Origin of the sequence: Leptolyngbya sp. 'hensonii' (assembly GCF_001939115.1) — a bacterium.
Taxonomy (GTDB): Bacteria; Cyanobacteriota; Cyanobacteriia.
This window is the reverse complement of sequence record NZ_MQTZ01000050.1, coordinates 64,448-90,755: the sequence shown is the minus strand read 5'-3', so window position 1 is coordinate 90,755 and position 26,308 is coordinate 64,448. Positions and strand designations below refer to the sequence as shown.

Annotated in this window: 21 protein-coding genes; 13 read left to right on the top strand and 8 right to left on the bottom strand. The window is 52.5% G+C overall.

Features of this window, described 5'->3' with window-relative positions; all coding sequences use genetic code 11:
* The first annotated feature begins 432 nt into the window (after positions 1–432).
* The 5 genes from grpE (at position 433) to rsgA (ending at position 6,050) form a co-directional block, all read left to right on the top strand.
* Positions 433–1,200 (top strand): nucleotide exchange factor GrpE, encoded by a 768-nt coding sequence (gene grpE, locus BST81_RS21565; protein ID WP_075600575.1) that lies wholly within the window; start codon positions 433–435, stop codon positions 1,198–1,200.
* Between the two features lie 198 nt (positions 1,201–1,398).
* Positions 1,399–3,345: a molecular chaperone DnaK gene (gene dnaK, locus BST81_RS21560; protein WP_075600574.1), complete on the top strand. Its 1,947-nt coding sequence runs from the start codon at positions 1,399–1,401 to the stop codon at positions 3,343–3,345.
* A 190-nt stretch (positions 3,346–3,535) separates the two neighbouring features.
* Entirely contained in the window at positions 3,536–4,663 is a 1,128-nt protein-coding gene (gene dnaJ, locus BST81_RS21555; protein ID WP_075600573.1) for a molecular chaperone DnaJ, read from the top strand.
* A complete protein-coding gene (locus tag BST81_RS21550) occupies positions 4,660–4,932 on the top strand; it encodes a sulfurtransferase TusA family protein (protein WP_143780451.1) in 273 nt (90 codons plus the stop codon). The genes dnaJ and BST81_RS21550 overlap by 4 nt, the downstream gene beginning before the upstream one ends.
* A complete protein-coding gene (gene rsgA / locus BST81_RS21545; RefSeq protein ID WP_075600572.1) occupies positions 4,929–6,050 on the top strand; it encodes a small ribosomal subunit biogenesis GTPase RsgA in 1,122 nt (373 codons plus the stop codon). The genes BST81_RS21550 and rsgA overlap by 4 nt, the downstream gene beginning before the upstream one ends.
* Before the next feature lie 18 nt (positions 6,051–6,068).
* Here the strand turns inward: rsgA and BST81_RS21540 are convergent, their stop codons facing one another.
* Both BST81_RS21540 and BST81_RS21535 read right to left on the bottom strand, forming a co-directional pair.
* Complete coding sequence (locus tag BST81_RS21540) at positions 6,069–7,151, bottom strand: DUF3747 domain-containing protein (RefSeq protein WP_171974823.1); 1,083 nt, start codon at positions 7,149–7,151, stop codon at positions 6,069–6,071.
* A gap of 173 nt (positions 7,152–7,324) precedes the next feature.
* Positions 7,325–7,870, bottom strand: coding sequence for a CPBP family glutamic-type intramembrane protease (locus tag BST81_RS21535; protein ID WP_143780450.1), 546 nt, complete (start codon positions 7,868–7,870; stop codon positions 7,325–7,327).
* 118 nt (positions 7,871–7,988) lie between these two features.
* Between BST81_RS21535 and BST81_RS21530 the strand changes: the two genes are divergently transcribed.
* Both BST81_RS21530 and BST81_RS21525 read left to right on the top strand, forming a co-directional pair.
* A complete protein-coding gene (locus BST81_RS21530; protein WP_075600569.1) occupies positions 7,989–9,254 on the top strand; it encodes a hypothetical protein in 1,266 nt (421 codons plus the stop codon).
* A 118-nt stretch (positions 9,255–9,372) separates the two neighbouring features.
* Positions 9,373–11,688, top strand: coding sequence for a heavy metal translocating P-type ATPase (locus BST81_RS21525; protein ID WP_075600568.1), 2,316 nt, complete (start codon positions 9,373–9,375; stop codon positions 11,686–11,688).
* Here BST81_RS21525 and BST81_RS28220 read toward each other — a convergent pair.
* The 6 genes from BST81_RS28220 to BST81_RS21495 form a co-directional block, all read right to left on the bottom strand.
* Positions 11,678–11,842 carry a hypothetical protein gene (locus BST81_RS28220; RefSeq protein ID WP_171974822.1) on the bottom strand — a complete coding sequence of 55 codons (165 nt, stop codon included), beginning with the start codon at positions 11,840–11,842 and terminating at the stop codon, positions 11,678–11,680. The genes BST81_RS21525 and BST81_RS28220 overlap by 11 nt on opposite strands.
* A 5-nt stretch (positions 11,843–11,847) precedes the next feature.
* Positions 11,848–12,519, bottom strand: a complete 672-nt coding sequence (locus BST81_RS21520) for a CIA30 family protein (protein WP_075600567.1) — start codon at positions 12,517–12,519, stop codon at positions 11,848–11,850.
* Positions 12,520–13,208: 689 nt separating this feature from the next.
* Positions 13,209–15,728 (bottom strand): EAL domain-containing protein, encoded by a 2,520-nt coding sequence (locus BST81_RS21510; protein ID WP_075600566.1) that lies wholly within the window; start codon positions 15,726–15,728, stop codon positions 13,209–13,211.
* 142 nt (positions 15,729–15,870) lie between these two features.
* Entirely contained in the window at positions 15,871–16,731 is an 861-nt protein-coding gene (locus BST81_RS21505) for a tetratricopeptide repeat protein (RefSeq protein ID WP_075600565.1), read from the bottom strand.
* A gap of 75 nt (positions 16,732–16,806) precedes the next feature.
* Positions 16,807–17,517 carry a tetratricopeptide repeat protein gene (locus BST81_RS21500; protein WP_083636998.1) on the bottom strand — a complete coding sequence of 237 codons (711 nt, stop codon included), beginning with the start codon at positions 17,515–17,517 and terminating at the stop codon, positions 16,807–16,809.
* Between the two features lie 125 nt (positions 17,518–17,642).
* Complete coding sequence (locus BST81_RS21495) at positions 17,643–19,943, bottom strand: AAA family ATPase (RefSeq protein WP_083636997.1); 2,301 nt, start codon at positions 19,941–19,943, stop codon at positions 17,643–17,645.
* A 97-nt stretch (positions 19,944–20,040) separates the two neighbouring features.
* Here BST81_RS21495 and BST81_RS21490 point away from each other — a divergent pair, with 97 nt between their 5' ends.
* The 6 genes from BST81_RS21490 to BST81_RS21465 all read left to right on the top strand — a co-directional run bounded on the left by BST81_RS21490 (position 20,041) and on the right by BST81_RS21465 (position 26,278).
* Complete coding sequence (locus tag BST81_RS21490) at positions 20,041–20,871, top strand: ABC transporter permease (protein ID WP_075600562.1); 831 nt, start codon at positions 20,041–20,043, stop codon at positions 20,869–20,871.
* Positions 20,872–20,950: 79 nt separating this feature from the next.
* The gene (locus tag BST81_RS27160; RefSeq protein ID WP_083636996.1) at positions 20,951–22,261 is read left to right on the top strand and encodes an ABC transporter ATP-binding protein; all 1,311 of its coding nucleotides are present in this window, start codon (positions 20,951–20,953) and stop codon (positions 22,259–22,261) included.
* A gap of 44 nt (positions 22,262–22,305) precedes the next feature.
* Positions 22,306–23,262, top strand: coding sequence for a hypothetical protein (locus BST81_RS21480; RefSeq protein WP_075600561.1), 957 nt, complete (start codon positions 22,306–22,308; stop codon positions 23,260–23,262).
* 28 nt (positions 23,263–23,290) lie between these two features.
* Positions 23,291–24,547 (top strand): glycosyltransferase family 4 protein, encoded by a 1,257-nt coding sequence (locus BST81_RS21475; RefSeq protein ID WP_075600560.1) that lies wholly within the window; start codon positions 23,291–23,293, stop codon positions 24,545–24,547.
* A gap of 56 nt (positions 24,548–24,603) precedes the next feature.
* Positions 24,604–25,329, top strand: coding sequence for an acyltransferase (locus BST81_RS21470; protein ID WP_083636995.1), 726 nt, complete (start codon positions 24,604–24,606; stop codon positions 25,327–25,329).
* Positions 25,313–26,278, top strand: coding sequence for a glycosyltransferase family 8 protein (locus BST81_RS21465; protein WP_075600558.1), 966 nt, complete (start codon positions 25,313–25,315; stop codon positions 26,276–26,278). The genes BST81_RS21470 and BST81_RS21465 overlap by 17 nt, the downstream gene beginning before the upstream one ends.
* Positions 26,279–26,308 lie beyond the last annotated feature (30 nt).

Below are 26,308 nucleotides of genomic sequence, written 5' to 3'. Positions count from 1 at the left end.
GCATACTATCGTTGCAGATATCTGGTTAACAGGTATTGTTAGGAAAATAAGCTGTCAATTAGCTTGCCCCTAGTGGCAAAGCGTTCTTGACAGAAAATAGAGCAAGTATAGTTTATAGTTTTAGAAATTAGCCCTATCCGTTTTTGCTCAGGTATAGAACTGCTACAAAGCAGCAGGTGATCAGCTAAGACCGTGCTTAATGTAATTAGGTTTGCAAAAATAGTGAAATCAATGACTTTCAGAGGTGTGAGTAGATATAGCTCCTCTAAACTTGATCCTTTGTGATCTAGGCTGGGATTAGAGATCCAGTTAAATATGTCTACGATGGGCCATTACCTTTGATGGGACAGCATCTTGGGTGGTCTTAAAAAAATAATTTATGCTGGTCATGATTTGTTAGAGAAAGGGATTGATAGGGACAGGGTTGAGAAGATGGTTGAACAGGAAAAGCAGATGGACAATTCTCCAGAGGTGGGAACCGATACTTTTGAAGAGCTGGTGGATTCTCCGGAATCTATAGAGGAACTGGTAGATGATATTTCCGCTGAAGTAGGCGTAGAAAATATGGATCCCTCCAGTGCTTCAGCCTCAACAGCAGATGTAGGCTCATCTGCGGATGCCTCAGGCCGTGATGTGTCTCCAGAATCAGAGGGGTTAGATGGGGATACGTTCCTGCCCTCCTATGCGGATTTGGAGCAAACGATTCAATCTCTCAAGGCTTTAGTGGAAGAGCGGACAACTCAGTACATGCGCATTGCGGCTGACTTTGACAACTTCCGTAAGCGGACCCAGAAAGAAAAAGAGGATCAGGAAGTTCAGATTAAATGTTCGACGATTAGTGAACTTCTACCTGTGGTCGATAATTTTGAGCGAGCCCGGGCTCATCTCAAACCTCAGACAGAACAGGAAATGAACATCCACAAGAGCTATCAGGGGGTCTATAAGCAGTTGGTAGAATGCCTGAAGCGAGTTGGTGTTTCTCCCATGCGATCGGAGGGTAAAGAATTTGATCCGGCCTACCATGAGGCTGTTATGCGTGAATCGACAGATCAGTATCCAGAGGGTACGGTAATAGAGGAGTTGGTTAGGGGCTATCTCTTGGGTGAGCGCGTTCTCCGTCATGCCATGGTCAAAGTTGCAGCAACTCCGGAAGGGGATTCTGCTTCTGAATCTTCAGATCAGGGCCAGGAGGATAGCTAAATCAAGTTCATAGAGTTTGCATTGGAAGAAAGGCTGATAATTTGCTGATAATTTACACTTGCATCTTTATTGAATTGGAAAAAATTGACTCAGATGTGATTGGAATCCCTTAGAATTGCGGAATATTTTTTAAATAGGGCTTTTACCCTGCTTTAAGGGTTTTCGCATATTATTATTCTCTACCGCCGCTAGCTGAATATGGGCAAGATCATTGGCATCGACTTAGGGACTACAAACAGTTGTGTTGCTGTTCTAGAGGGCGGACAACCGATCGTCATTCCCAACTCGGAGGGTGGCAGAACGACCCCCAGCATGGTGGGTTTTGGTAAAGCAGGGGATCGTCTGGTGGGCCAACTGGCCAAGCGGCAGGCTGTGACTAATGCTGAGAATACGATCTTCAGCATTAAGCGCTTTATTGGTCGCCGCTGGGGGGATACCGAAACGGAACGATCTCGGGTTCCTTACACCTGTGTCAATGGTAGGGATGACACTGTAGATGTGCAGATTCGGGCGCGAAACTATACCCCTCAAGAAATTTCAGCCATGATTCTGCAAAAGCTGAAGCAGGATGCAGAGAATTATCTGGGTGAGTCGGTTTCTCAGGCGGTAATTACGGTTCCAGCATACTTTACGGATGCACAGCGGCAGGCGACCAAGGACGCCGGAACGATCGCGGGTCTGGAGGTCATGAGGATCATCAACGAGCCTACGGCTGCAGCCCTTTCCTATGGTCTGGATAAACAGGATCAGGAACAGCGGGTGCTGGTGTTTGACCTGGGTGGTGGTACCTTTGATGTTTCCATCCTGCAGTTGGGGGATGGGGTGTTTGAAGTGAAGTCTACCGCCGGGAATAATCATCTGGGGGGCGATGACTTTGACAACGCGATCGTGCGCTGGTTAATTGATAGCTTCCGGGATCAGGAAGGCATTGACCTGTCTACCGATAAGATGGCCCTCCAGCGGCTGCGAGAAGCAGCAGAAAAGGCCAAGATTGAACTTTCCAGCTTGGGAACAACCTCGATTAACCTGCCCTTCATTACCGCAGATGAAACGGGGCCGAAACACCTGGAAACAGAGTTAAGTCGAGCCAAGTTTGAGGAACTCGTCCATCACCTGGTGCGGAGTACGATTGACCCGGTGACTCAAGCCCTTAAAGATTGTGACCTTACCCCTGACGATATCGATAAAGTGATTCTGGTGGGGGGGTCTACCCGCATTCCAGCGGTGCAGGAGGCGATTAAGAGTGCCTTTAATGGTCGTTCTCCCGATCGTTCCGTGAACCCAGACGAGGCTGTTGCTTTGGGAGCCGCCATTCAGGGCGGTGTTCTGGGAGGGGAAGTCAAAGATCTGCTGCTCCTGGATGTTACCCCCCTCTCTCTGGGAATCGAAACTCTGGGTGAGGTCTTTACCCGGGTGATTGAGCGGAATACTACGATTCCTACTAGTAAAACTCAGACTTTCTCAACCGCAACCGATGGCCAAACCTCTGTGGAAATCCACGTCCTGCAGGGCGAGCGGGCCATGGCGAGGGACAACAAGAGTCTGGGTAAGTTTGAGTTGACTGGTATTCCACCCGCTCCGCGTGGTGTTCCTCAGATCGAGGTGTCTTTCGATATTGACGCCAATGGGATCCTCAAGGTTTCAGCCCGCGATCGGGGAACAGGTCGAGAACAAAGTGTTCGGATCACCAATACAGGGGGGCTGAAAGACAGCGAGGTCCAAAAGATGCGGCAGGATGCCGAGGCGTTCGCCGAGGAAGACCTGCGGCGTAGGCAACTGGTTGAACTCAAGAACCAGGCTGATAGTCTGTTCTACAGTTATGAGGCAACCCTGAGAGATAACGGACCACTGATCAGCCCAGACGTTAAAGCCCATGCGGATGAAAAGATGGCTGAACTACGAGCGGCAATCTCAGATCGGGGCATTTCTGTTGAAGAAATGACACAATGTCTGGACGGCTTCCAAAAAGCACTCCTGACCATTGGGACTTCTCTCTATGCCGGAGGGCGGGAAGATGATGGATTTACTGCTCCCCCTCCAACTGGCTCAGCGCTGCCCGATCACGATGGGAATGCCTATGATGAGGAGGAGGAAGAGTTTGATAACGACGATACCGTAACAGCAGACTATGAAGCGATCGACTGAGCCCAGGTTTCAAAGACAGGGTTTAGAGGGCAAGTCACCGCAATCCTGTAGATCGCTACGATAATATAAGGTTTAGAGGACCTGTGAGGTGCTGATCAGACGTTGATCAGCTATCTTTGTTGCAAAACATCGCTATACCTTGTACCCTACACCCTATATCTCTCCCCCTTACCCAAAAATATAGTGCTCTATGGCTCGTGATTATTATGAAATCCTCGGTGTTTCTCGTGAGGCAGACAAAGAGGAAATCAAGCGTGCTTACAAACGGTTGGCACGCAAGTATCATCCAGATGTAAATAAGGAAGCAGGGGCTGAAGAGCAATTCAAGGAAATTGTTCATGCTTATGAGGTTCTCTCAGATCCAGATAAGCGAACTCGTTACGATCGGTTTGGTGAAGCCGGAGTGTCTGGAGCGGGTGCTGCAGGCTTCGGCGACTTCACCGACATGGGTGGGTTCGCGGATATTTTCGAGAGCTTCTTCAGCGGCTTCTCCGGGGGAGTGGGAGGAACAACCCGCAGGCGCACCGGGCCTGCCAGAGGTGACGATCTGCGCCTGGATCTGAAGCTCGACTTCCGGGAGGCTGTCTTTGGTGGTGAGAAAGAAATTCGGATCAGCCACCTGGAGAGTTGCGCCACTTGTTCGGGCACAGGGGCAAAACCCGGAACTCGCCCTCGAACCTGTTCTACCTGTAGTGGTTCTGGCCAGGTCCGGCGAGCTACCCGCACCCCCTTTGGTAGTTTTACGCAGGTTTCCGTTTGCCCCACCTGTAATGGGTTAGGCCAGGTGATCGAAGACAAATGCGATGTCTGTGGGGGTAATGGCCAGCGGCAGGAAACGAAAAAGCTGAAGATTACCATTCCGGCTGGAGTAGATAATGGGACTCGTCTGCGCGTTTCCTCAGAAGGCGATGCCGGTCAGCGGGGTGGCCCCTCGGGGGACCTGTATGTTTACCTGTTCGTGAACGAAGACCCAGAATTTCAACGGGAAGGCATTAATATCCTGTCAGAAATCAAAATCAGCTACTTACAGGCAATTCTGGGTTGTCGCTTAGAGGTCAATACGGTAGATGGACCTGCTGAGTTGCTGATTCAACCGGGGACGCAGCCAGGAACAGTGGTAACCCTGGAAAATCGGGGTGTTCCCCGGTTGGGCAATCCTGTGAGTCGGGGTGACCATCTGATCACGGTGTTGGTGGATATTCCGACCCGAGTTTCAACGGAGGAGCGAGAGTTGCTGGAGAAGCTGGCCAAACTCCGAGGTGATCGCATTGGCAAGAGTGGGATTGAGGGGTTTCTGGGAGGTCTTTTTCGAGGATGATTCCTTCAGAAATTGATCGATCCAAAGCTCCAGATGTCCATTTAGACTTACGGGGAACTCCCTGCCCGATTAACTTTGTCCGGACCAAACTACAGTTGGAAAGAATGGCTCCCGGCAATCTTCTGGAAGTTTTACTGGATTCTGGTGAGCCGATCGAGCAGGTTCCCGATAGTCTTACTATGGAAGGCTATCCGATCGAGACCATTGAAGAGCGGGGAGGGTTCTTTGCCGTGCTGGTGCGGCGACCACTGGTGCAGGACGCAGAATGAAGGACGGGATTTGCCCAGCCCGGATCGCAGCCACGGTCCTGGCAGTCCAGGCCAATTACTATCGGGTTCGCATTGACCCGATCCAACCCTCCCGATCATCCTCAAACTTAACCCAGAACAGCAGCAATGCTGATGCTGACTCTTCCTGGGCTCCTGTTCCATTCTTGCTTTGTACTCGCCGTTCCCGACTGAAGAAGATTGGGCAACAGGTGATGGTTGGCGATCGGGTTCTGATTGTGGAACCGGATTGGCAGGGGGAACGGGGTGCGATCGCAGAAGTTCTGCCCAGAGATTCAGAATTAAGCCGTCCTCCGATCGCGAATGTGAATCAGATTCTACTGGTATTTGCTTTGGCTGAGCCCGGGTTGGAGCCCTACCAGTTAAGCCGGTTTCTGATCAAGGCGGAGACTACCGGATTGGATATCTGTTTGTGCCTGAATAAAAGTGACCTGGTGGCTTCAGAACACCTGGTTGACTGGCAAAATCGTCTGCACCACTGGGGCTACCCCTCAGTTTCGATCAGTGTGCAAACGGGTCATGGCCTGGCCGGATTGAGGGCAAGCCTGGAGCAGAAAGTGACGGTTATTTCTGGCCCTTCTGGTGTGGGTAAATCTAGTTTGATTAATTATCTGATCCCAACGGTTGATTTGAGGGTCGGAGCCGTTTCCGGTAAATTAGGTCGGGGGCGTCATACCACCCGCCATGTTGAACTTTTTGAGTTGCCCACTGGGGGGTTGTTGGCGGATACCCCAGGGTTTAATCAGCCCGATCTCGATACAGAACCGGAGATGCTGGCAAATTGCTTTCCTGAGGCCCGTCAACGCCTGGCGCATGGGGCCTGCCAGTTCAGTGATTGCCTGCACCGGGACGAACCCAATTGTGTGGTAAGGGGAGATTGGGAACGTTACACCCATTATCTACAGTTTCTGCAAGAGGCGATCGATCGACAGGCCCATCTCCATCAGCAATCTGATCCCGATGCTAGCCTGAAAGTGAAGATGAACCGACGGGGACAAACTCGCTATGAACCCCGTTTGGAGGCCAAACGCTATCGTCGCCCCTCCCGACGAACAGAACAGCAGGCCCTGCAAAGTCTCTATCAGGAGACAGATTTATAGAGCGGACTGGTAGCAACCTTAACCTGCTTTTTGATTGAGTAAAACCACGATCGCAGGTAGTTGCTCTCGCTTCAGCCTTTGTTGCAATGCATTTGCATCTTGACGTTCTCGAAATAAACCGGCCTGCATCATCGTTTTGCCATTGACGACCACCCGGAATGCTCCTGGCACCAGCTTTCGCACCTTATTTTGAGCGGATTTAGTAGAGGCTGGAACCAGAACTCGATAGTTGAAATCCAGGATGCTGGAATTAGAAGCTGGCGGAGTGGAAGTGGCACTGAACACAATTTCCCGAATTGGTGTCGGGGAATTCAGGTCAGCAGCGGGAGGAGGCACCATTGGTGCAGAGGCGTTACTGCTCGCCGGGAGGGCAGGTATGACCAGGTTATTGCCAGGGGGTGGAGCTGGCACTGCCAGCGGTGCACGATCGGGCGAGATACTGGTTGAAATCAGGGGGGGGGGAAGTTGCGGGCGGACTGCAACAGGCGCGGGAAGTTGGGGGGATGTCACCTGGGCTGGGGGCAGAACTGGCGAACTGGGCCGATAAGCGATTGCATTGGAAGAGGCAGCGGCAATCACTTCTCCCAGAGTCTGATCATTCGTCAGATAGAAATGCCCCAGAACACGCCCATTGTAGACGCGCTTCGTCAACCGCCAGCCTGGATTCAGGGTGATCTTACCAAAACGACTGGGAATGCCATCAACCCGTCCAATTTCGATCGGCGGCTGACTCCGATTGGCATTGGAGAAAGCGACCAGACGCAGCCCTTCTGATTGGCGCACCACAGATAGACTGTAGTTCCAGCCGAGATCCTGGCCCCCAACCCGAACAGAATAGCCGTTGCTGTCGATGCTCCGTTCACAAATGCCCGTAAAGTCAAAGTTGAGGAGCAAGGGTTCTACCTCTGAAGATCCATAGCCAACCTCCTGCCAGCAGGCACGACTGTTACTCACCTGTTGCAGAATCAGGAGTTGAAACGCACCCTTGCCATAGGGAGATGCGATCGCAATGACTCGATTCGGGTCGATCTCGGTCTGGGAAAAATAAGCAGCGGGTGTGGGGGTTTCCATGCCAATGAGTCCCAGTCCTAAGACTGCCATTGTGGTTGAGCTTAAGGTTGAGCGTAGCCAGGGCAACAGTTTCATCGCTTTTCTAGCCTGTGATGTGGAGGAGATTATTTTTGCATATTCACTCCTTCAGGACGGTCACCAGGGCAAAATGTTGCTTTTGCAGAAGAGTTGTGCAACAAATAGCCGCAACGGCACAGCTCAATTTAAGAGCTTGGCGTCAGTAATTGCAGTCCACCTAGGCCCAGAAGCCAGACAACGACGATCGTCCAGTGAATGACTGTGGCAGCCCAGAGAGAGCCAGTGCACTGGTAAGCAAAGGTACAGGCCAATCCCAACAACCCGGCCAGGAACAGAAAGAGCGGACGATAAAACACCGATCGACCAGGTGGATAAAAAAAGAAGGCATTCAGGGGATGGTAAAGGATAAACAGAATCAGCCCGATCGATGCCCACAGCCACCAGCGCTGAGCCAAGATCTGCTGGCTCGGATGGGGCAACCACAAAACTCGAAACACCAGTTCTTCCAGCAAGGCTGGGGTAATCCATAGGGTCAGGAGCAAGCGTACTAGTGCAGCAGGCTGGAGGGGGGCAAGATCGATCTGCAGCAACCCAAAAGCAAAGCCCAGGGGCAGGGCGATCGTGGCATACAGACAGAGCAGACCTACAACCAGCCACCAGCCACTCAGGTCAGGCAAGCAGGTCACTGCTATCTTCAGGCGATCGAGAAACATGAGCAAGTAAGTTTTCACCGATGGAAGCCGTTCACCGTTGTCAGAGATGTTACCAAATGCAAAACCTTGCTAAAGCTTCTGAAATCAAAACTATTCTTGCCTTACGATACGCTCAAATCTAGCTGGAGGAGGTCTAATGCTGCGGATCAGTCGGTCCTTGTGGTTGGGGGGAGTCAGCCTGATTCTTTGTCTAATCCTGACCCTGTCCTTATCCCTACCCTTGACAGCCCAACCCGCCCCGCTGATTGAACCCTTCCTGGCCTCTGGCAAGTTAGCTGACGGGGAAACAGCCATGCTGGCCCGTCTGAAGGACAAACCAGATGATGACAAAGCCCGCTTCAGCCTGGGCACAGTCCAGGTCTTTATCGGCATTGAGCGGTTGATGCAGTCCCTCTATCGCTACGGCTTGAAGGACGATACCTTTACCCAGGCTTTTCCCATTCTCCGGTTGCCCACCCCACCGAACAAAAATCCCCAGGTGTTGACCTACGACATCGCTCGTCAGGTTCTCCAGACCTGGTTGGATGACCTCAACAAGGCCCAGGCTACCCTGGAACCGATCAAAGATCCGGCTGTGAAGTTACCCCTGCGATTTGGCATGATCAAGCTGGATATCAATGGTGATGGCAAAATTGGCAACGATGAAGCTCTCTGGCGCATCTATGCCAGAGTGGTGGGTAGTCAAATTACGGAAAAACAGGCCAAGTCCTTCCTGATTGCCTTTGATACGGGTGATGCCCTCTGGCTACGGGGATACTGCAATGCACTGGCTGCCATGGTAGAAACCCTGCTGGCGCATAACTGGCAGGATCTCTTTGAAGCCACCGGCCATCGGTTCTTCACCAAAATTCAGACCCCCCATGATTTTCTCAGTCGCAAACAGCAGAACTCCGGCTTTTTCTTTGGCGACTTTGATTTCTTCCTGGATGTGGTCGCCATGGTTCACCTGATCAACTTCCCGGTAGTTGAAGCTCCCCGTCTGACCTCTGCTCTGCAGCATTTACAGACCGTTCTGCTTCTCAGTCGCCAATCCTGGGCCTTGATCACAGCAGAAACGGATAATGATAATGAGTGGATTCCCAACAGCAAGCAGAAAACGATCGTGCCGGGTATTCGAGTCACCAGTGACATGATTACCAGTTGGCTGGCCTTCCTGGATGAGGCAGAGCTGGTGTTGACCGGCAAGAAGCTGATGCCATTCTGGCGTGGGAATGAGACGCGGGGGGTCAACCTGAATCGAGTCCTGACCGAACCCCGACCCTTTGATCTGGTGCTCTGGTTCCAGGGTAGTGCCGCCACACCTTACCTGGAGAAAGGCAAGGTCACCGATCGCCGCTTCTGGATCCGGCTCTTTGATGTTTTCCAGGGGCAGTTCTTCGGTTTTGCTACCTGGTTTAATTAGTAGGGTGTTGTCATTGGCCATGGGTTGGCCTCCCCCCATGAATTACCGAATGGGGGATGGTACAAGGCCAATGCCTGAATTAGAGTCAAGATAGAACAAGGCAAAGTCTCCCTAACCTATGTCCCTTGATACGCTTACCCTCAAACTGGGTGGCATGAGCTGTGCTGCCTGTGCCCGTAATGTTGAGGCTGCCCTCCAGAGCGTTCCTGGTGTGGCAGTTTGCCAGGTGAACTTTGGGGCCGAGCAGGCCACAATTCAGTATGACTCCCGGCAGGTGACTGTCACAGCAATCCAGGATGCTGTTGCAGCATCTGGATACTCTGCGGCCCCGCTCCAAAATGACGACCCCTTGCAAGAGGAGAGCGAAGCTGCACAGAGGACAAGCAAGCTGGAAGTTCAACGCCTTAGACAAAAGGTGATGACCGGTGCAGTGCTCAGCAGCTTTCTCCTGATTGGGTCCATGCCTGCCATGCTGGGGATGAATTTGGGTTTCATGCCTGCCTGGCTCCATGCCCCCTGGACCCAATGGGTGCTAGCGACACCTGTTCAGTTCTGGTGCGGCCAGACCTTTTACCTCAATGCGTGGAAAGCCCTGAAACGTCGTTCTGCCACCATGGACACGTTGATTGTTCTGGGAACCAGTGCCGCTTACTTCTACTCTCTGCTGGTGACTTCGGTACCGCTCTCATTGCCCAATCAGGGTGCCATGCCGGAGGTCTATTACGAGTCTGCAACGATCGTGATTACTCTGGTACTTCTGGGTCGGTTGCTGGAGCAACGGGCCAGAAGCCAGACCACAGCCGCCATTTACAAGCTTATGGGCTTGCAAGCCCGTACGGCCCATGTGATTCGTCATAACCAGGAAGTGGAGATTCCGGTCCAGGTGGTCCAGGTGGGGGATGTGGTGCTGGTGCGTCCCGGTGAGAAGGTGCCCGTGGATGGAGAAATCTTAGAAGGAAGCTCGACTATTGACGAATCCATGATCACAGGGGAAAGTATTCCAGTGAGTAAGCAACCGGGGGATGAGGTCATTGGGGCTACCATCAACAAAACAGGTAGCTTTCGTTTCCGGGCTACCCATGTAGGTAAAGATACTGTTCTGGCTCAGATTGTCCGTCTGGTCCGGGAGGCTCAGGGCTCCAAGGCTCCCATTCAGCGGTTAGCGGACCAGATTACGGGTTGGTTTGTTCCAGTCGTGATGGGGATCGCCCTGTGCACCTTCCTGATCTGGTTTTTCCTGGTAGGTAGCCCGACTTTTGCCCTTGTCACCACCATGGGTGTCCTGATCATTGCCTGCCCCTGTGCGCTGGGGCTAGCCACCCCCACTTCCGTTATGGTGGGCACTGGCAAGGGGGCGGAACAGGGCATTCTGATCAAGGGCGCGGAAAGTCTGGAACTGGCACACAAAATCCAAACGATCGTTTTGGATAAGACAGGTACCCTGACCCAGGGCAAACCGGTGGTCACCCACTACATCACCGTTCATGGGACGGCTCACCAGAACGAACTCAAACTCCTGCGCCTGGCTGCCTCGGTTGAACATCTCTCAGAGCATCCCCTGGCTGAGGCCCTGGTGCGCTACGCCCAGTCTCAGGAAGTGGAGTTGTCTACTGTCAAGGATTTTCAGGCGATCGTCGGCAGTGGGGTGGAGGGGATTGTTTCCGATCACCTGATTCAGATTGGGACACAGCGTTGGATGGAAGAATTGGGCATTGACCCCCAACCCCTGCAGGAGTTCCAGCAGCGCTGGGAAAGTGCAGGGAAAACAACGGTCTGGATTGCAGTCGATGGAGAAGTTGAAGGACTGGTCGCCATTGCCGACACCCTCAAACCCTCTTCGGCTGAAGTGGTTCGAGCCTTACAAGATCTGGGACTGGAAGTGGTTATGCTCACGGGGGACAATCGTAAAACCGCAGACACGATCGCCCGCGAGGTTGGGATTCAACGAGTCTTTGCCGAAGTCCGACCGGAACAAAAAGCTGCTATCATCCAATCCTTACAGCAGGAGGAAAAAACAGCACCCTCCAGATCCACCCATCGTTCCCTACCCTCTAACCGAATTGTCGCGATGGTGGGAGATGGCATTAATGATGCCCCAGCCCTGGCCCAGGCTGATGTCGGTATTGCTATTGGTACTGGGACGGATGTGGCGATCGCGGCCAGTGATATCACCTTGATCTCAGGTGACTTGCAGGGCATTGTCACCGCGATCAAGCTCTCCCGGGCCACCCTGCAGAATATTCGCCAAAACCTGTTCTTTGCCTTTATCTATAATGCGATCGGCATTCCCGTGGCTGCGGGCATTCTGTATCCTCTGGTTGGATGGTTGCTGAATCCAGCGATCGCAGGTGGAGCGATGGCTTTCAGTTCTCTATCTGTAGTAATCAACGCTCTGCGGCTGCGCAAGTTCTCTGCTGGAGCACTTACCAGATGAATTTATGAGCCAGCGCTTTCATGACTGGAATCGGATGGAAGAACAGGTCTGTGAGGTGATAATCACTCAGGATATTAATGCCCATGGCCGATTTGATCAGGTACAGACCATAGAGGCAGGCAAGCACGAGCAAAACCTGGCTGAGTCGTCGCATGAGATTTACTTGTAGAGCCGAATGGATTGAATCAGAAGTCGAAATTCACCGGATACAAAGTGGGGATTTAGCACACCGTCATATTCAAACTTGCTCAGCATCAGTTGGAGCGATCTAATCTGAGCTGTATTCAAACGACGGGCTGTATTGACCGTTTTGGCCCGAAAGACAGGGACCATCTGGGTGAAGGGAAGTTGGATGGTAAGCCATTGATCTGCCACAGTATCAAAGGAGGAGGCATAGGCGACGCTATCCCATGTCTCCTCATCTCGAATCAGGAACTTGTATCGCTGGCCATCTCCCTTAATCCGCAGCTCCAAGCCAGCACAGGAAGAGAGATCGAGGGGCGGCTCAAAATTTCGGGTTCGTACCGAAGCAAACCCGCCAGAGTTGGCTGTAGAAACCACGCCACTAAATAGTGCTGCCCCTGCTGAACTGGAAAATGAGCTGGTACTCACCCCTCCCATGACCCCATCATCCAGAGAACCCCAGCGCTCCCCGAGGGGAGTTGTGGATTGGCCGAAGTCAAACAGAACATTGACTTCGGGTTGGAAAGGTGGAATGGGGGTACCGCCCGATAACATTCTTTGCACCCAGCTAACAACGGGAACTGCTTCAAAATAGACCAGTGTTTGTAGAAAGCGACTGGCATCCCAGACTGGGCGAGGAGGAGTCATACTTGAGCCTGAAATTGGAACTATTCCATCTCAAGAATTAACAGGATTTAAGAGTGCTGTCCAGATGTCGCAGGAATCAAAATAGTATTCGATTTCCTTAACCTGGTATTGAGTACAGGCAGAGCCATTGGATAGGATAACCAGATCTCCGGGCTTAATATCATCTCCCTGGCTGGTCATCAGAAAACCAGACTCACCGTAAGCAGGCTCTAGGATGTAATCTTGTCCAAAACTGTAGTGAGAAAAATTATGCACCCTGTGGGCTAATCTAAAAAAACTGCCCAGAATATCTTTGAGAGCCCGATGAAAACTAAATCGAGTATTGGTCCCTACAGACCCGCTTTTCGCTGATTCATTCTCTGATATTCTTGCCGACATTATACCAACTCCAAAAGGACTGAACTGACTGGCCTAAGGCGGTACTGGAGGCAGATTGAGGCATATTTCTGTATGAAATTCACCTGTATCGAATTCACCTGTATCGAATTCACCCCGTACCTTACTTTAGACAAAGATTTAATTGAGTAATATGACTCAGATCACGTCTCAACATCACTCCTTCAACTTAGGGGTTAAAAGTGAAATCTAAGTGAAGACCGTAAGACAAACGAGTGTCATTTCACCACTTGGACGTTCTAGGCAGATAAAGGTTCCTACCTTAAACATAAAAGTAAGGAACCTTTATTTAACTACAACATTTGTTTCAACCGCTGGCGTAAGACAGCCCAATTAATGGGTTTTGTGATGTAGTCAGTTGCACCAGCAGCAAAGGCTTTATCAACGGACTCGGAGTCATCCAGAGCGGTGATCATGAGGATGGGCGGGATGGTCAGGACTGTTGTTGTGGCCATGGCTTCAGTAGAGACGTGCGATCGCATCTGCGAGCAACAGGTAAAGCCATCCATCCCAGGCATCATGGCATCCAGTAATACCAAATTGGGGCGGAGATTCTGAAAGGCTTCAACACCTTCTATCCCATTAACCGCTTCAGCCACCCGGTATCCCTCTTTCGTCATCATCCCCTTTAAGATGGTTCGCATGGCGCGGTCATCGTCAATCACCAGAATCAGAGGGGCCTGATCGGCTGTAACAGTCAGTGGTGCAGGGGCACTCTGGCAGAGAACTGCCTGATTCATAACATTCATCCGTTTCAGATGTTGCAACTGTTGTTCAATCTCCTCTGCCAGCACTGGAGGTGAGAAGAGATAGCCCTGGCCACCGGTAAATCCAATTTCCTTCAGGCGATGCAGTTGGATTGAAGTCTCAATCCCCGTAGCGATCGCGCTCATGCCCAGATCCTGGGCCAGGATCAGGATGGTCTCAATCAGTTTGACCGTATTCTGTTCAACACAGACCTGGCTGATGAGTGAGCGATCGACCTTGAGGGCATCTACCGGGAACCGGTGCAGATACTCCAGGGAAGTATGGCTGACACCAAAGTCATCAATACAAACCTGAATCTGACGGGCCCGTAGTTGTAACAGCAAAGCGGTCGTTGCGGCAGCATCAGCCATTACCGTCTGGTCCTTTACTTCCAGCATGAGGGAACGACCATCCAGATGATATTTCTGAAGCAGTTCATCAATCTTGGAGATCAGGTTAGGTTGAAACAACTGCTGGCTGGACAGGTTGACACTAACCTGGAGGGAGAGGTGGGGAAAGCGCGATTGCCAGTGGTCAAGCTGCTGGCAGACGGCCTCCAAAACCTGCCAGCCGAGGGGAACAATCAAGCCTGTTTCCTCAGCAGCAGAGATGAATTCCTCGGGGTAGAGCAGACCCCGGGTAGGGTGTTGCCACCGCACCAGTGCTTCCAAGCCGGTCAGTTCAGCTGTCCGCAGGGAAACTATAGGCTGGTAATAGAGCTGAAATTCCTGTCGGGCCAAGGCCCGTTTCAAATCCGCATGCTTTAACACCGCCTGATGCAGAAGTTTGAAGTATTGCTTTCCGATCGCCTGAGGGGTAAACGATCCGCGCAAATAGCGATAGCCTGCCCGGCCCATCTGTTTCCCCATTTCTGGATCCTTAGCCAGATAGCGGATAAACCCGGCCAGTCCTTCGCTGTCTCCATTGCTGAAGGCAGCTCCACAACCCGCTTCTGCCACCAGCGATCGCAGGTAGGAGTGGGACTCACAGATCACCGCAACCGGGCGGCCCGTGGACAGAGCCCCATAGAATTTGCTGGGAGCCACCAGCCCCTCCATACCCACATCCACACTCACCAACGACAGATCGCAAGCTGTCAGGGATTGGGGTAAGAGAGCTTTATCCTGGTAAGGCAGAAACAGGCAGTTTGTCAGCCCCATCTGCCGGACTTGCTCCTGGCAGCTTTCTCGCTTGGGTCCCCCGCCGATAAAGACAAACTGCACTGGCTCATCCTTGAGTTCCTCGGCTGCTCCCAGAATGGTATCCATATCGTGGCAGCGGCCCATGTTACCCGAATAGAGTACCGTGAATTTTTCAACCAGGTCGTGGGAGTGCGCGAAAGGATTCTCTAATTTGACGATCGGCTTGATCCAGTCTGGATCCGCCCAGTTGTGAATCACTGTGATTTTGTGGGCTACCTCTGGCACCTTAGCCACCATCCGGTCTTTCATGGTCTGGCATGGAACGATAATCACTTCTGCAGCCTGCCAGACCCGTTGGTTGACAGCATCCCAGAAGCGGGCCAGCCAGTGATTTTGGGATAACACCTTGAGCTCGATCGCCACTTCTGGATATAGGTCATAGACCAGACAGGCATAGGGAGCCTGAAAGAGGAGTTTGCCCAGATAGCCTAGGACCGGCAGAAACGGAGGCTCACTCGTAAAGAGAAGTAAGTCTCCCCGATGCTCCCGCTGGAGTAAATGGAGGGCGGCGTGCCAACAAAAAGCCAGACTGCTAATCGTCCGTCCGGCAAAGCGGCGAGAGCGAGAGCGTAACAGTCGGGAACGGCGCACTTGTACCTGGCCCATCTGCTCAACCTCTGGAGCTTGGGCTGTTTCAAAAGCGTAGCTGGGCTGCCCCGTAAACACCTGGACTTGCATGGCCTGCTGGGAAAGCTGTTGAGCCAGCTCATCAACAAACTGTCCGGTAGCAGCAAAATCAGGCGGGTAAAACTGGGTCACGATCGAAAGCTGAACCTGATCCGGAGGAGAGTCAGAGCTCACCTGTTCCGAAGCAGCACGTCGATTGAAAACCTGGGAGAGGGACTGTCTAAACTTTTTGAGCATATGGATTCACCGAGATTCAGGCAGGTTGGGCAGAGCCAGAAACAGACCTTTGATAATCTCAGTGTGCTGGGGGGAGAGTAGCGATCGTGTTGGCGCAGGTGTTGCGTTGACGTATACGTTACACCCTGTTCCTCAGCGGCAACTATTGAGGGGTTGAACTGACACAGAGGCGATTCAAATCTGCAACTTTGCCAGAAGCCGTAATCACATAACAGGGGAGATCCACCTGAAGTGGCAAGCCGTCTGTCTGAGACTGATAAATTCGACTCAGGAGCGCCAGATACTCCCGGCGATCGCCCCGACGCTGGTACAGATCAGATGATTTCTGAAAGTCGGCCACTGCTTTAGACCTGCTGCCCAGCTTGCTGTAGAGCAACCCTCTCTCCCTGTAAGCCATAGCCAGCTTGATGCCTTTCCAGTTGGAATTCAGTTGAATTGCCTGATTGAAGTCGGCCAGGGCCGCCTGATATTGCTTCAGCTCCACATAAACCATGCCACGACCCGTATAAGCAGGAGAACTGCGAGGATTGGTTTGGATCGCCTGATTCAAGTCTGCCAAAGCTCCCTGGTAGGTTTTCAGTTCCAAACGAGTTAATCCACGGCCTATATAGGTATCCGATAGACTCCCTTCGACCCAGTTTTGATTCACTTGAATCGCCAGGGTAAAATTCTGCAGCGCTGACTGGTAATTTTCAGAGCCCAGATAAAAGAATCCGAGACTTGCATAGGCACTCGAATAGGTCGGATCAATCTGGATGGCTCGTTTCAGATCGGCTTCAGCTCCCTGGAAATCTCTTGATCGAAATCGAGCGTAGCCTCGACTGATATAGGCCAGCACAAATGATGGATTGATTGCAAGGGCTTGATTGTAAGCAGCGATCGCGCCTTTGTAGTCCTGGGCAATTGTTCTGTCATCACCCAACTCCAGCAGTTTCAGCGCACTGGTCTGGGGTTTTTCACTGGCAGGAACCGGAGGGATTTCCTGAGCGTAACTTACTGGCATGATGTTGCCTGATGTTCCGATCAGACATAGTAGTAGAACTGTGTAGATTGCTTTCATTGAGGTAGGCTCCTAATATCAATTGCTTTCAATCTTTTGCAGACGGGTGCGGTAGGCTGTGTACTCAGCAGCAGACTGGGGATAAACCGCAATAATAACTTCGACCAGAAAAATGGCTCTTGACCAGTTTTGAGCGGCAACCGCTGCTTCTAATTGTTTGTTGAGATAATTCTCTGGGGCTGTTGTATCCAGTTGGATAGATGTCTTGAGATCGGCGATCGCGCCCGATCGATCGCCCAACTCTAATCGCACGTAAGCCCGTCTACTGTAAGCTTTGGCGAGACTACCTTCACCCCAATTTTGGTTAATTTGAATGGCTCGATTCAGATCGGTGAGTGCTCCTTTGAAATCGCCTAAAAAGAACCGAACTCCGCCCCGGTTGGCATAACCTACTGAGTAGTTGCCGCCAATTTGAATAGCCCGGTTATAGTCTGCAATTCCTCCTTTCAGGTCACCTAATTCGATCAGGGCTACTCCTCGGTTGTTATAAGCCCCTGCGAAATTGGGATCAAGCTGGATAGCCTGATCGTAGAGGGCGATCGCGCCCCGGTAGTCCCCACTATCGCTTTTCTGTTTGCCCTGGTTGTAGAGATCGATAGCAGTAACCTGAGCCAGAAAAACTGAGTTGGGATTGAATTGGGAGGGTGTAGCTGTAGGAACTTGACCCAGGAAAATTGCTGCCGTACTCAAACAGGAGAGTATGCACTGGCTTAATGTCATAGATGTCATAGATGGCCTCCAAGAAGCTATAAACTTCACAGGCGCGGAGTTTGCCAAGGATTGAAGTGTGGATGCCTTTATCTATATCTCGATGTGATGGAGATATGCACTGCCTGACAGGTTGCAAAGTTGTCTTACTGGTACAGATCGACGGTATAGTCTCTGACTTTATTGGCTGCGATCCCTAGAACACTTAGGTGAGCAATCTTGATACGTTCCAGAGTTTGGTTGAGGGCTTCGGCGGAGCCACGACGGCCCAAGGCGGTGACCAGAAGCACCCCATCTGTAGCAGAGGCGATTAAGTTCACGTCGGCTAAGCCCATTAAGGGAGGCATGTCGTAGATCACCAGGTCAAAGGTTTGGTGGAGTTCTGCCATCAGGCTAGGCATGCTTGGAGAGGATAACATCCGGGTGGGGTCACTGGGGGTACTGCCCATGGTGATGACATAGAGAGCTTTTTCCCAGGGGATCTGCTGCACCACCTGCTCCAGGGAAACTTCACCGGCCAGCAAGTGACTCAGGCCCTCTTTATTGGGAATGCCCAGCAGCGTATGGACCTGGGTGCCACTGGGCCGGAGGTGGGTATCGACCAGAAGAACTTTTTGCCCCAGAGCGGCGGCGGCCTGGGCTAGGTGAATGGCCACAGTGGTGCGGCCCTCTCGGGGCAGAGCGGAACTGATGACGATCGATCTCAACCCCCCGGTTTCCAGTCGCTGCAAATTGGCGTAAAGCGATCGAAATGCCTCCATAAATCCATGACTTTCTGGTTTCGCTGACCAGAAGGCCAGGACCTGACGGATAATTTGCGGCTGTTGTTCTGGTAGATTAATCAGACGCTGCTTAGGAACTGCCGGGACTAAGTTGGGATTGAGCGGAATTACCCCTAGCAAGGGTAACTTAACTCGCTTTTTTAGCTCCCGGAGCGAGTAGTAGGTGTTTTCTAATTTCTCTAACAGAAAGGCCAGGACCAGGCCCAGGATAGCCCCCCCCAACCCACCAGTGATCAGAGCTTTGGAAAGGCTGTTGGGGGGCTTGCGTTGAGGGGGGCCGGGAGGGGAGATCAATTGCCAGGGGACTTCATTCTGAGCAGCCTGGATCTGCAACCGGACCTGGGTCTCCAGCAAACGCTTCAGGGTTTCTGTGGCAACACCTATCTCTCGTTGCAAATCCGTGAACTGACGAGATACGGCTGGCAGATCTGCCAGCCGTTGTCTGACTTGCTTTTCGGTCTCTAGGAGGGCCTGCTGGCGGATTTGCAGGGTTTGGAGTTGGCTTTCGATCGCAGTGACCTGGGTAGCCAAACTTCGCTTTGCTTCTGCTTCCAGCAAAGACCGCAGGGATTCTTGTTTCTCTTTCAACTGCTGGAGATTGGGACTGTCTGGCGTAAAACGAGTGGCTTCAAAAGCGACCACCTGTTCCAGGGCTCGGTACTGTTGTAAGAGTTGCTGATAAGCCAGGGATTGGCTGAGACTAAAATCCCTATTGGTCGGATTTTTCAGGATAGTATTCTGTTTCTCCACCACAGCCAACTCCGTTTCAACGCCCTGGCGTTCCTGGGAAATAATGGCTAAGCGGGAGGCCAGTTGTTCTCCATAGGTGTCAGGAGTAGTAAAGTTATACTGCCTGCGCAACCGCTGGATTTGCTGTTGCAGGCTATTGACGCGGGTCTGGGTATTGAAGAGTTGTTTGTCTACAAAGTCCAATCCCTGGCGCAGCTGAGCTTTCTGGTCTTCAGTTCGATATTTCAGGTACCCTTCAGACAGGCCCTTTAAGACTGCTTTGACCCGATCGGCACGGGTATCGTGATAGGAGACCTGAATGATTTTTGTTTCTCCCAAGCGGATGACAGACAGCTTACTAATCACTGATCCGTAGTCTGTTCCAGGTGTTCGCTGATTCACCTGTTTCAGAATGGGTTCCAGGGTTTTCAGGCTGAGCATGACCTCAATCTGGGTTGAGTAGTCCAGTTCACCTGTTGAGCTTCCTTTGGCTTCCGTCAACTGCGCCAGGGTTTGCTTCTCCTGAACTGGCTCTACCAATAATTGAAAGCTGCCCTGATATTCAATGATCTGCTTGGATGATCGATAGGCCATAAAGCAGCCAACCCCAACTGCCATCACCCCAATGATGAGCACTTTGCGGCGCACCATGCCGACTATTCCCACCAGGCTCCAGGCTTCTTCTCCCCCTTCCTCTGTTGGGTCTGCGTCGGGTGGGTCTGCTGGTGCGAGTTGAATAATCGTTTCGGGGGTGCCGTTCAGCTCAGACGGGGTAGACTGCGATCGCTTCATAGAACTGTATGCCAGACGGTGGTAAGGACAGGTTGGGCGATCGTAAGGAGACCGTCGTGCAAAAACTTCTGCTAGATCCACCTCTACAACTGTTCTAGCGTTCCCACAACCGATCCGGAGTTTTTCATGGGGGTGCTTCCGCATCTGAATTTTGCATGCAGAAAGTTGAACATGGGCGCAAACGCGATCTCAAGCACCAGGTTCCGATAGTGAGATCAAGTCACCTAACCCCCTTCGAACTATGAGCAACGGTCCCACTGAACTGATTCTTGAACGCGGACGAACCCGACGGCAGTATTGGAAAGACCTCTGGCGCTACCGGGAACTGTTCTACTTCCTGGCCTGGCGCGATATCCTGGTGCGCTACAAGCAAACTGCGATCGGGATGGCCTGGGCCCTCATCCGCCCCTTTATGACCATGATCGTGTTCACAGTCGTCTTTGGGCAATTAGCGAAACTTCCCTCCAATGGCGTTCCCTATCCCTTGTTGGTCTTTTCGGCGATGTTGCCCTGGCAACTTTTTGCCAGTTCCCTGTCCGATTGCAGTAACAGTCTGACCGGCAACGCCAATCTGATTTCTAAGGTGTATTTCCCTCGCCTGGTTGTGCCAGCCAGTGCTGTAATTGTCAGTTGTGTGGATTTCCTGGTGTCCGGTATGATTCTGCTGGGTCTGATGACCTGGTATACCTTCATCCCCAGTTGGCGGATTCTGACCCTGCCTTTCTTTATTCTCGTTGCCCTGGCGGCATCTTTGGGCAGTGGATTATTCCTGGCCACCCTGAACGTTAAATATCGGGACTTTCGCTACATCGTCCCCTTCATGATTCAGTTTGGCCTTTACCTCTCACCCGTTGGCTTCAGCAGCAGCATTGTCCCAGAACAGTGGCGGTGGCTCTACTATCTGAACCCTATGGCCAGCGTGATTGATGGATTTCGTTGGGCGATTCTGGGCGGACAGTTTCAACTGCATTTACCAGGTCTACTCCTATCGCTGGGTCTGGTTTTCCTGGCTTTTATCACCGGTGTACGTTACTTCCGGGCTTACGAACGGACCTTTGCCGATGTGATTTGAGTTCCCTCAATGGCCCCTCTCCCTGCAAAGAGGGGCTTCCTGCAAATTCCCTCCATCTATAGAATCCCAAGAGGAAACCATGTCAGAGACAGCTATTCGAGTCGAGAATTTAAGTAAGCAATACATCCTGGGACAGAGAGTGGAGCAGCGCCGGTGTCTGCAGGATGTGATGGTAGAGAGTGCCCGCAATCTGGTCACTGCGTTCAATCCCAGGTCTGGGCGTCGGCGGGCTGGGAAAAAGGCTCCCCAGGATGTGTTTTGGGCCTTGCAGGATGTGTCTTTTGAAGTCAATCGGGGCGATCGTATCGGCATCATTGGTCGCAATGGGGCGGGCAAGTCCACCCTGCTCAAAATCCTGAGTCAGATCACAGAACCAACCGAAGGACGAGTTAGCCTCAAGGGGCGGGTAGCCAGCCTGCTGGAAGTGGGCACCGGCTTTCATCCTGAACTGACAGGGCGGGAAAATATCCTGCTGAATGGAGCCATCCTGGGCATGAGCAAAGCCGAAATCCGGCGCAAGTTTGATGAAATTGTTGCCTTCGCTGAAGTGGAACGATTTCTGGATACACCCGTGAAGCGCTATTCCTCTGGTATGTATATTCGGCTGGCTTTTGCCGTAGCGGCCCATCTGGAACCAGAAATCCTGGTGGTGGATGAAGTCCTGGCGGTGGGAGATGTGGCTTTCCAGAAAAAGTGCTTGGGCAAGATGGAAGATGTGGCCACGAATGAAGGCCGGACCCTGATTTTTGTCAGCCATGATATGAATGCCATCCGCACCCTTTGCAATTCCGTGGTGCATCTCCGCTCAGGTCAAGTGGCCGGTATGGGTGATCCAACTCAACAGGTCAACGATTACCTGAGTGCCTGTCAGCAGGCCGTAGATCTGAATCTGCAACAAGCGGTGCCTCTGTGTGACACGCTACAACTGCAACAACTCGACTTTTCTCCCAACCCCGTCGTGAGCGGAGAGCCGATCGACTTCCAGCTAGCATTCACTGCCACCAAACCCACATTGATCAGTGAGCTGAAGCTGATGATTTACTCAGCTACAGGGGTGCGAGTCGCGATCGTGGATCTGCGCCAGAGCGACACCTTGCACCGCATGGATCAGCACCATCCACTGCACTTGCAGGGCACCATCCAGGGCCTGCCCTTTGTGGAAGGAGACTATCACATTGGCCTGTATATCAACAGTCCAGATGTGAACAATGATTTCCTGGACCTGACCAAAATTACCGTGCAGGATGCCCCCAATCCCAGGGGGGTCATTCCCTACCCGACCCGCTTCCGGGGTTTTGTGGAGCTGGATTTTGAGTTCTCTCGTCGCTACCAGGAACGGATTTTGCCTGAATCAGGATCCCGATCTCAACAGCCTCTGGTGCTGTCCTGATGCCCCATCCCTAACCTCCGCAATTTGGATTTCGCTGCTGTCCTATGAAAAAGATTTTGCTGCTGTCGGATGAATTTGATTACGCCAAAATGATCACCCATGATGCGGGTCCAGGCTATGCCGGGAAGATGGGATGGACCTGCACATTTCTAGAAAAACGATCGCACTATCTAGATCATGTCAATCTGATTGACAGTCGGATCACAGAACGGGAATGTGAGATTCTGGAAGACCACATTGCCACTCACCAAGAAACCCTATTTGTCCCCAAAATTGTTGATCCGGGGGGATATTATCGGGAGCACTGGTTCTATCGGTTCCTGTTTCGGATCAAGGATCGGGAGAATGTTTACTACTTGAGCACCTATCCCCCAACGGATCTGGTTAAGGAACTGGATGATGCTACAGGCAACCGCAAGATGGTGTTCATTCCCTTTCCTTTTCAGGACAGCTATACCATCGATCCAGCCCTCAGCCCCCGACATAAGCAAGTTATTTTCTCAGGAGCCCGCCATCCCCACATCTACCCGGAGCGGCAGGCCTTCCTGGATGGGGTGCGGCACAATCCCCTGTTGTGGGGCAAAGTTCATCACCTCAAGCATCCCGGCTATCCAGACAACGGGCAGCGTCAGCGGCATGCGATCGTCGGAGAGCGCTATATGAACTACCTATCCCAGTTTCGCTGGATGTTCGTCTCCCCCTCCCGGTACGGGCTGGAACTTCTGAAGTACAGTGAGTGCGCCTATGCCCGCTGTGTGCCGGTGGGACAGGTGCCCCACAGCTTCAGTGCTCGTCTGCAAGAGAGTTTCATCAGCCTGGATTTCGATCACCTGGGGCAGTCTTTGCGTCGGGTCTTTTCCATGCCGCTGACAGAGTTGCAAGAGATCGCCAGAGCCTATTACCAGGCCATGGCCGAGGAACGCCATCCCGATCGCTTAAATGCTCATCTGGATGACTTCCTGGCTGGGGTGCATACCGAAATTCCCGCATTGTGTCTGTAACCCTTCATTGAATTCAGGACAGCTTGTTATGAAAATTGCCTTCATCAGCTACGAATATCCGCCAGATACAGCCTTCGGGGGCATTGCCACCTATGTGCGTCAGGCTGCTCAAATGTTACAGCAACGGGGTCATCGAGTAGAAGTTTTCGCTGGAGCTGTTGCCCAAGCTTGCATTCCCTCTATGCGTGTGGACGATGAAGCGGGCGTCTTAGTGCATCGGATCGCTGTCCGCGATCGGGCTGAGTTCTCCAGAGCCGTTGGTTCAGTCTTTGCGGTCCGTCATCAGACAGTTCACTTTGATGTGCTGGAGGGACCAGACTGTGGTGCAGATGCAGCCGAGGCGGTGCGTCTGGTGCCTGAGATTCCCCTGGCCCTGAAACTACACACCCCCCGCTATGTGCTGGATCAGATCGGGAGTCCCCTGCGTCCTTGGGAAGCCCAGGCCCGATGGACTCTGGGCGCTTTACGGCGGGGCAAGTTGCCCCAGCGACGGGCAGGCTACGATCGCCATACCGATCCGGAGTATCGCCATGCCCTGGAAGCAGATGAAATTGTGGCCCCGTCCCAAGCGATCGGCCAGAAGGTCGTGACTGACTGGCAATTGAACTCGGATTTACTCGCCTCTGTCCCTTATCCCTATATTCCAGCAGCAAGCCTGCTCAATATTCCAATTCAGACCCACCACAATGTCGTTACCTTTCTGGGGCGGCTGGAAGTTCGCAAAGGTGTTCTGGATCTGGTGCGGGCCATTCCCCTGGTGCTCCATCGCTATCCCCAGGTCAAGTTTCGCTTTGTGGGACCTGCCTGGAACTCGCCCCAACCGGGCATGAACATGCAGCAATATCTGGAATCCAGACTGCACCTCTATCAACATGCGGTGGAGTTCACGGGTGGCATTCCCCTGGATCTAATTCCAGCGGCCCTGGCGGTTACAGACATCTGTGTCTTCCCCAGCATTTGGGAGAGTTTTGGGCTGGTTTGTACCGAAGCGATGGCTGCAGGCCGGGGGATTGTGGCCAGCAATGCAGGCGGGATGGCGGAACTGCTGGATCAGGGGCGCTATGGCCATCTGGTGCCACCCCGCAGTCCCCGCCAGATTGCGACAGCCATCTGCAATCTGCTGCAAAATCCGGAACAGCGGATGCGGTTTGGGGCTCAGGCCCGTGATCGAGTCCTTTCCCATTACAGTCTGGAACGGATTGGAGCTTTACAGGAAGCCAGTTATGAGCGGGCGATCGCCCGGCGGGCTGTGATCGGGGCGAGATCGATCGCACGGGTGGCCTAGAGGCGGTGCATGCACTGCCTGTACTTGGGATTGAAGTTCTGTAGTTGGAAAAGCCAATGATGTGGAAAAAATTGAAAGCTTATCCTCCCTTGCGGGCTGGTCTGGCAGCTCTGATGTATGCCCAACAGGGCAATCGGCGGCGGGTACAGGGGAAACATAACACCATTCAGATTGAAACCTCGGGGACGCTTCCTTTTTTGCAACAGGTGACCTTTGAAATGGGTGGGGAGCACAATACGATCGTCATCGCACCGGGAGTACAGCTTCGCAATACTCAGATTCAGATTCATGGATCCCATAACCGAATTGTGATTGGGGCTGGTTGCCAGATTCAGGGCGGCCATCTGTGGATCAACGACGATTGCTGTCGCCTCGAGATTGGGGCCAATACCACCATCGCGGGAGCCACCATTGGTCTGGCAGATCCCCATGCCGAAATCACGATCGGGAGCGATTGCATGCTTTCCCATGATATTGATATTCGGTGTGGCGATTCCCATGCCATTCTCGACTTGAGGACCGATCGCCGCATCAATCTGGCCCGCTACATTCACATTGATGATCATGTGTGGCTGGGTATGCAGGTGCGGGTGTTGAAGAATGTCCGGATTGGCCACAACAGCGTAATTGCAGCCGGATCCATTGTGACAAAGGATATCCCAGCCTGTGCGATCGCAGCCGGTGTGCCAGCAGCAGTCAAACGCCAGGATATTACCTGGTCCAGAGTTAAAGTACCGATGACGATTCCGCAGGAGGAACTGTGCTATGGTTCAGCTCTCTGAATGTGGTGCAACCGCTCCTTCCCAGATTGCGACCCTTGGGAGGCCCATTGTGCTGGTCTGTGCCGCTGACAACCACTACGCTATGGGCCTAGCTGTCACTGTCCTTTCCGCCGTCAAAAATCTGAGTCCAAGCCACAGCATTTTACTTTTCGTAATTGATGGCGGCATCAGTCCCACCAACCGACAAAGGCTGGAACGCACCTTGCGATCTCATCCTGTCACGATCGAGTGGCTGCGGCCCAATCCGGCTCTGGTGGATGACCTGCTCCTCTCCGGGCACCTGACTTCTGCCGCTTACTACCGACTGCTGATTCCAGACCTGCTTCCTCCCCATCTGCATCGGGCCATATATCTGGACTGTGACTTAATTGTGCAGGGGGATTTGGCCCAACTCTGGCAATTTGAAATGGGCGGTAAGGCCCTCCTGGCAGCCGTAGATATCGGGGTTCCGTCTGTTTCCTCGGAGAGAGGTTTACTGAACTACCGGGAACTGGGCATTCCAGCCGATGCCAGGTACTTTAACTCCGGGGTTCTCTGTTTGGATCTGGTGAAATGGCGCAATCAGAACATCAGTGCCAGCTTGATCGACTACATTCGCCAGCACCGTCAGCAGATCCGCTGGCATGATCAGGATGGCTTAAATGCGGTTTTGGCAGGGGATTGGGGTGAACTGGATCCCCGCTGGAACCGGTCTAGTACGATCTTCCGCTATTCCTGGCAGGATACCCCCTACAGTGAGGCTGTTTACCAGCAACTTCTCAAGGATGCCTACATTATCCATTTTCTGGAAAGCGGTAAGCCCTGGACCCCCGGTTTCCGCCATCCCGAAAAGTCCCTGTTTTTCCAGTATCTCGACCAGACAGCCTGGCCAGTCTGGTTATTCCGACTGCAATTGACTTGGAAACGCATTCAGGCTCGATTGCAAGCATCCAGGGTTAAACTGACCTAGCAAGGATGATGAAACCTTGTTGAGAAAGTC

What these genes read in the sequence shown, in the direction of transcription:
- grpE (WP_075600575.1), top strand. Translation starts at nt 433, where the DNA reads ATGGTTGAACAGGAAAAGCAGATGGACAATTCTCCAGAGGTGGGAACC.
- dnaK (WP_075600574.1), top strand. Translation starts at nt 1,399, where the DNA reads ATGGGCAAGATCATTGGCATCGACTTAGGGACTACAAACAGTTGTGTT.
- dnaJ (WP_075600573.1), top strand. Translation starts at nt 3,536, where the DNA reads ATGGCTCGTGATTATTATGAAATCCTCGGTGTTTCTCGTGAGGCAGAC.
- BST81_RS21550 (WP_143780451.1), top strand. Translation starts at nt 4,660, where the DNA reads ATGATTCCTTCAGAAATTGATCGATCCAAAGCTCCAGATGTCCATTTA.
- rsgA (WP_075600572.1), top strand. Translation starts at nt 4,929, where the DNA reads ATGAAGGACGGGATTTGCCCAGCCCGGATCGCAGCCACGGTCCTGGCA.
- BST81_RS21540 (WP_171974823.1), bottom strand. Translation starts at nt 7,151, where the DNA reads ATGGCAGTCTTAGGACTGGGACTCATTGGCATGGAAACCCCCACACCC.
- BST81_RS21530 (WP_075600569.1), top strand. Translation starts at nt 7,989, where the DNA reads ATGCTGCGGATCAGTCGGTCCTTGTGGTTGGGGGGAGTCAGCCTGATT.
- BST81_RS21525 (WP_075600568.1), top strand. Translation starts at nt 9,373, where the DNA reads ATGTCCCTTGATACGCTTACCCTCAAACTGGGTGGCATGAGCTGTGCT.
- BST81_RS28220 (WP_171974822.1), bottom strand. Translation starts at nt 11,842, where the DNA reads ATGCGACGACTCAGCCAGGTTTTGCTCGTGCTTGCCTGCCTCTATGGT.
- BST81_RS21520 (WP_075600567.1), bottom strand. Translation starts at nt 12,519, where the DNA reads ATGACTCCTCCTCGCCCAGTCTGGGATGCCAGTCGCTTTCTACAAACA.
- BST81_RS21510 (WP_075600566.1), bottom strand. Translation starts at nt 15,728, where the DNA reads ATGCTCAAAAAGTTTAGACAGTCCCTCTCCCAGGTTTTCAATCGACGT.
- BST81_RS21505 (WP_075600565.1), bottom strand. Translation starts at nt 16,731, where the DNA reads ATGCCAGTAAGTTACGCTCAGGAAATCCCTCCGGTTCCTGCCAGTGAA.
- BST81_RS21500 (WP_083636998.1), bottom strand. Translation starts at nt 17,517, where the DNA reads ATGACATCTATGACATTAAGCCAGTGCATACTCTCCTGTTTGAGTACG.
- BST81_RS21495 (WP_083636997.1), bottom strand. Translation starts at nt 19,943, where the DNA reads ATGCGGAAGCACCCCCATGAAAAACTCCGGATCGGTTGTGGGAACGCT.
- BST81_RS21490 (WP_075600562.1), top strand. Translation starts at nt 20,041, where the DNA reads ATGAGCAACGGTCCCACTGAACTGATTCTTGAACGCGGACGAACCCGA.
- BST81_RS27160 (WP_083636996.1), top strand. Translation starts at nt 20,951, where the DNA reads ATGTCAGAGACAGCTATTCGAGTCGAGAATTTAAGTAAGCAATACATC.
- BST81_RS21480 (WP_075600561.1), top strand. Translation starts at nt 22,306, where the DNA reads ATGAAAAAGATTTTGCTGCTGTCGGATGAATTTGATTACGCCAAAATG.
- BST81_RS21475 (WP_075600560.1), top strand. Translation starts at nt 23,291, where the DNA reads ATGAAAATTGCCTTCATCAGCTACGAATATCCGCCAGATACAGCCTTC.
- BST81_RS21470 (WP_083636995.1), top strand. Translation starts at nt 24,604, where the DNA reads ATGATGTGGAAAAAATTGAAAGCTTATCCTCCCTTGCGGGCTGGTCTG.
- BST81_RS21465 (WP_075600558.1), top strand. Translation starts at nt 25,313, where the DNA reads ATGGTTCAGCTCTCTGAATGTGGTGCAACCGCTCCTTCCCAGATTGCG.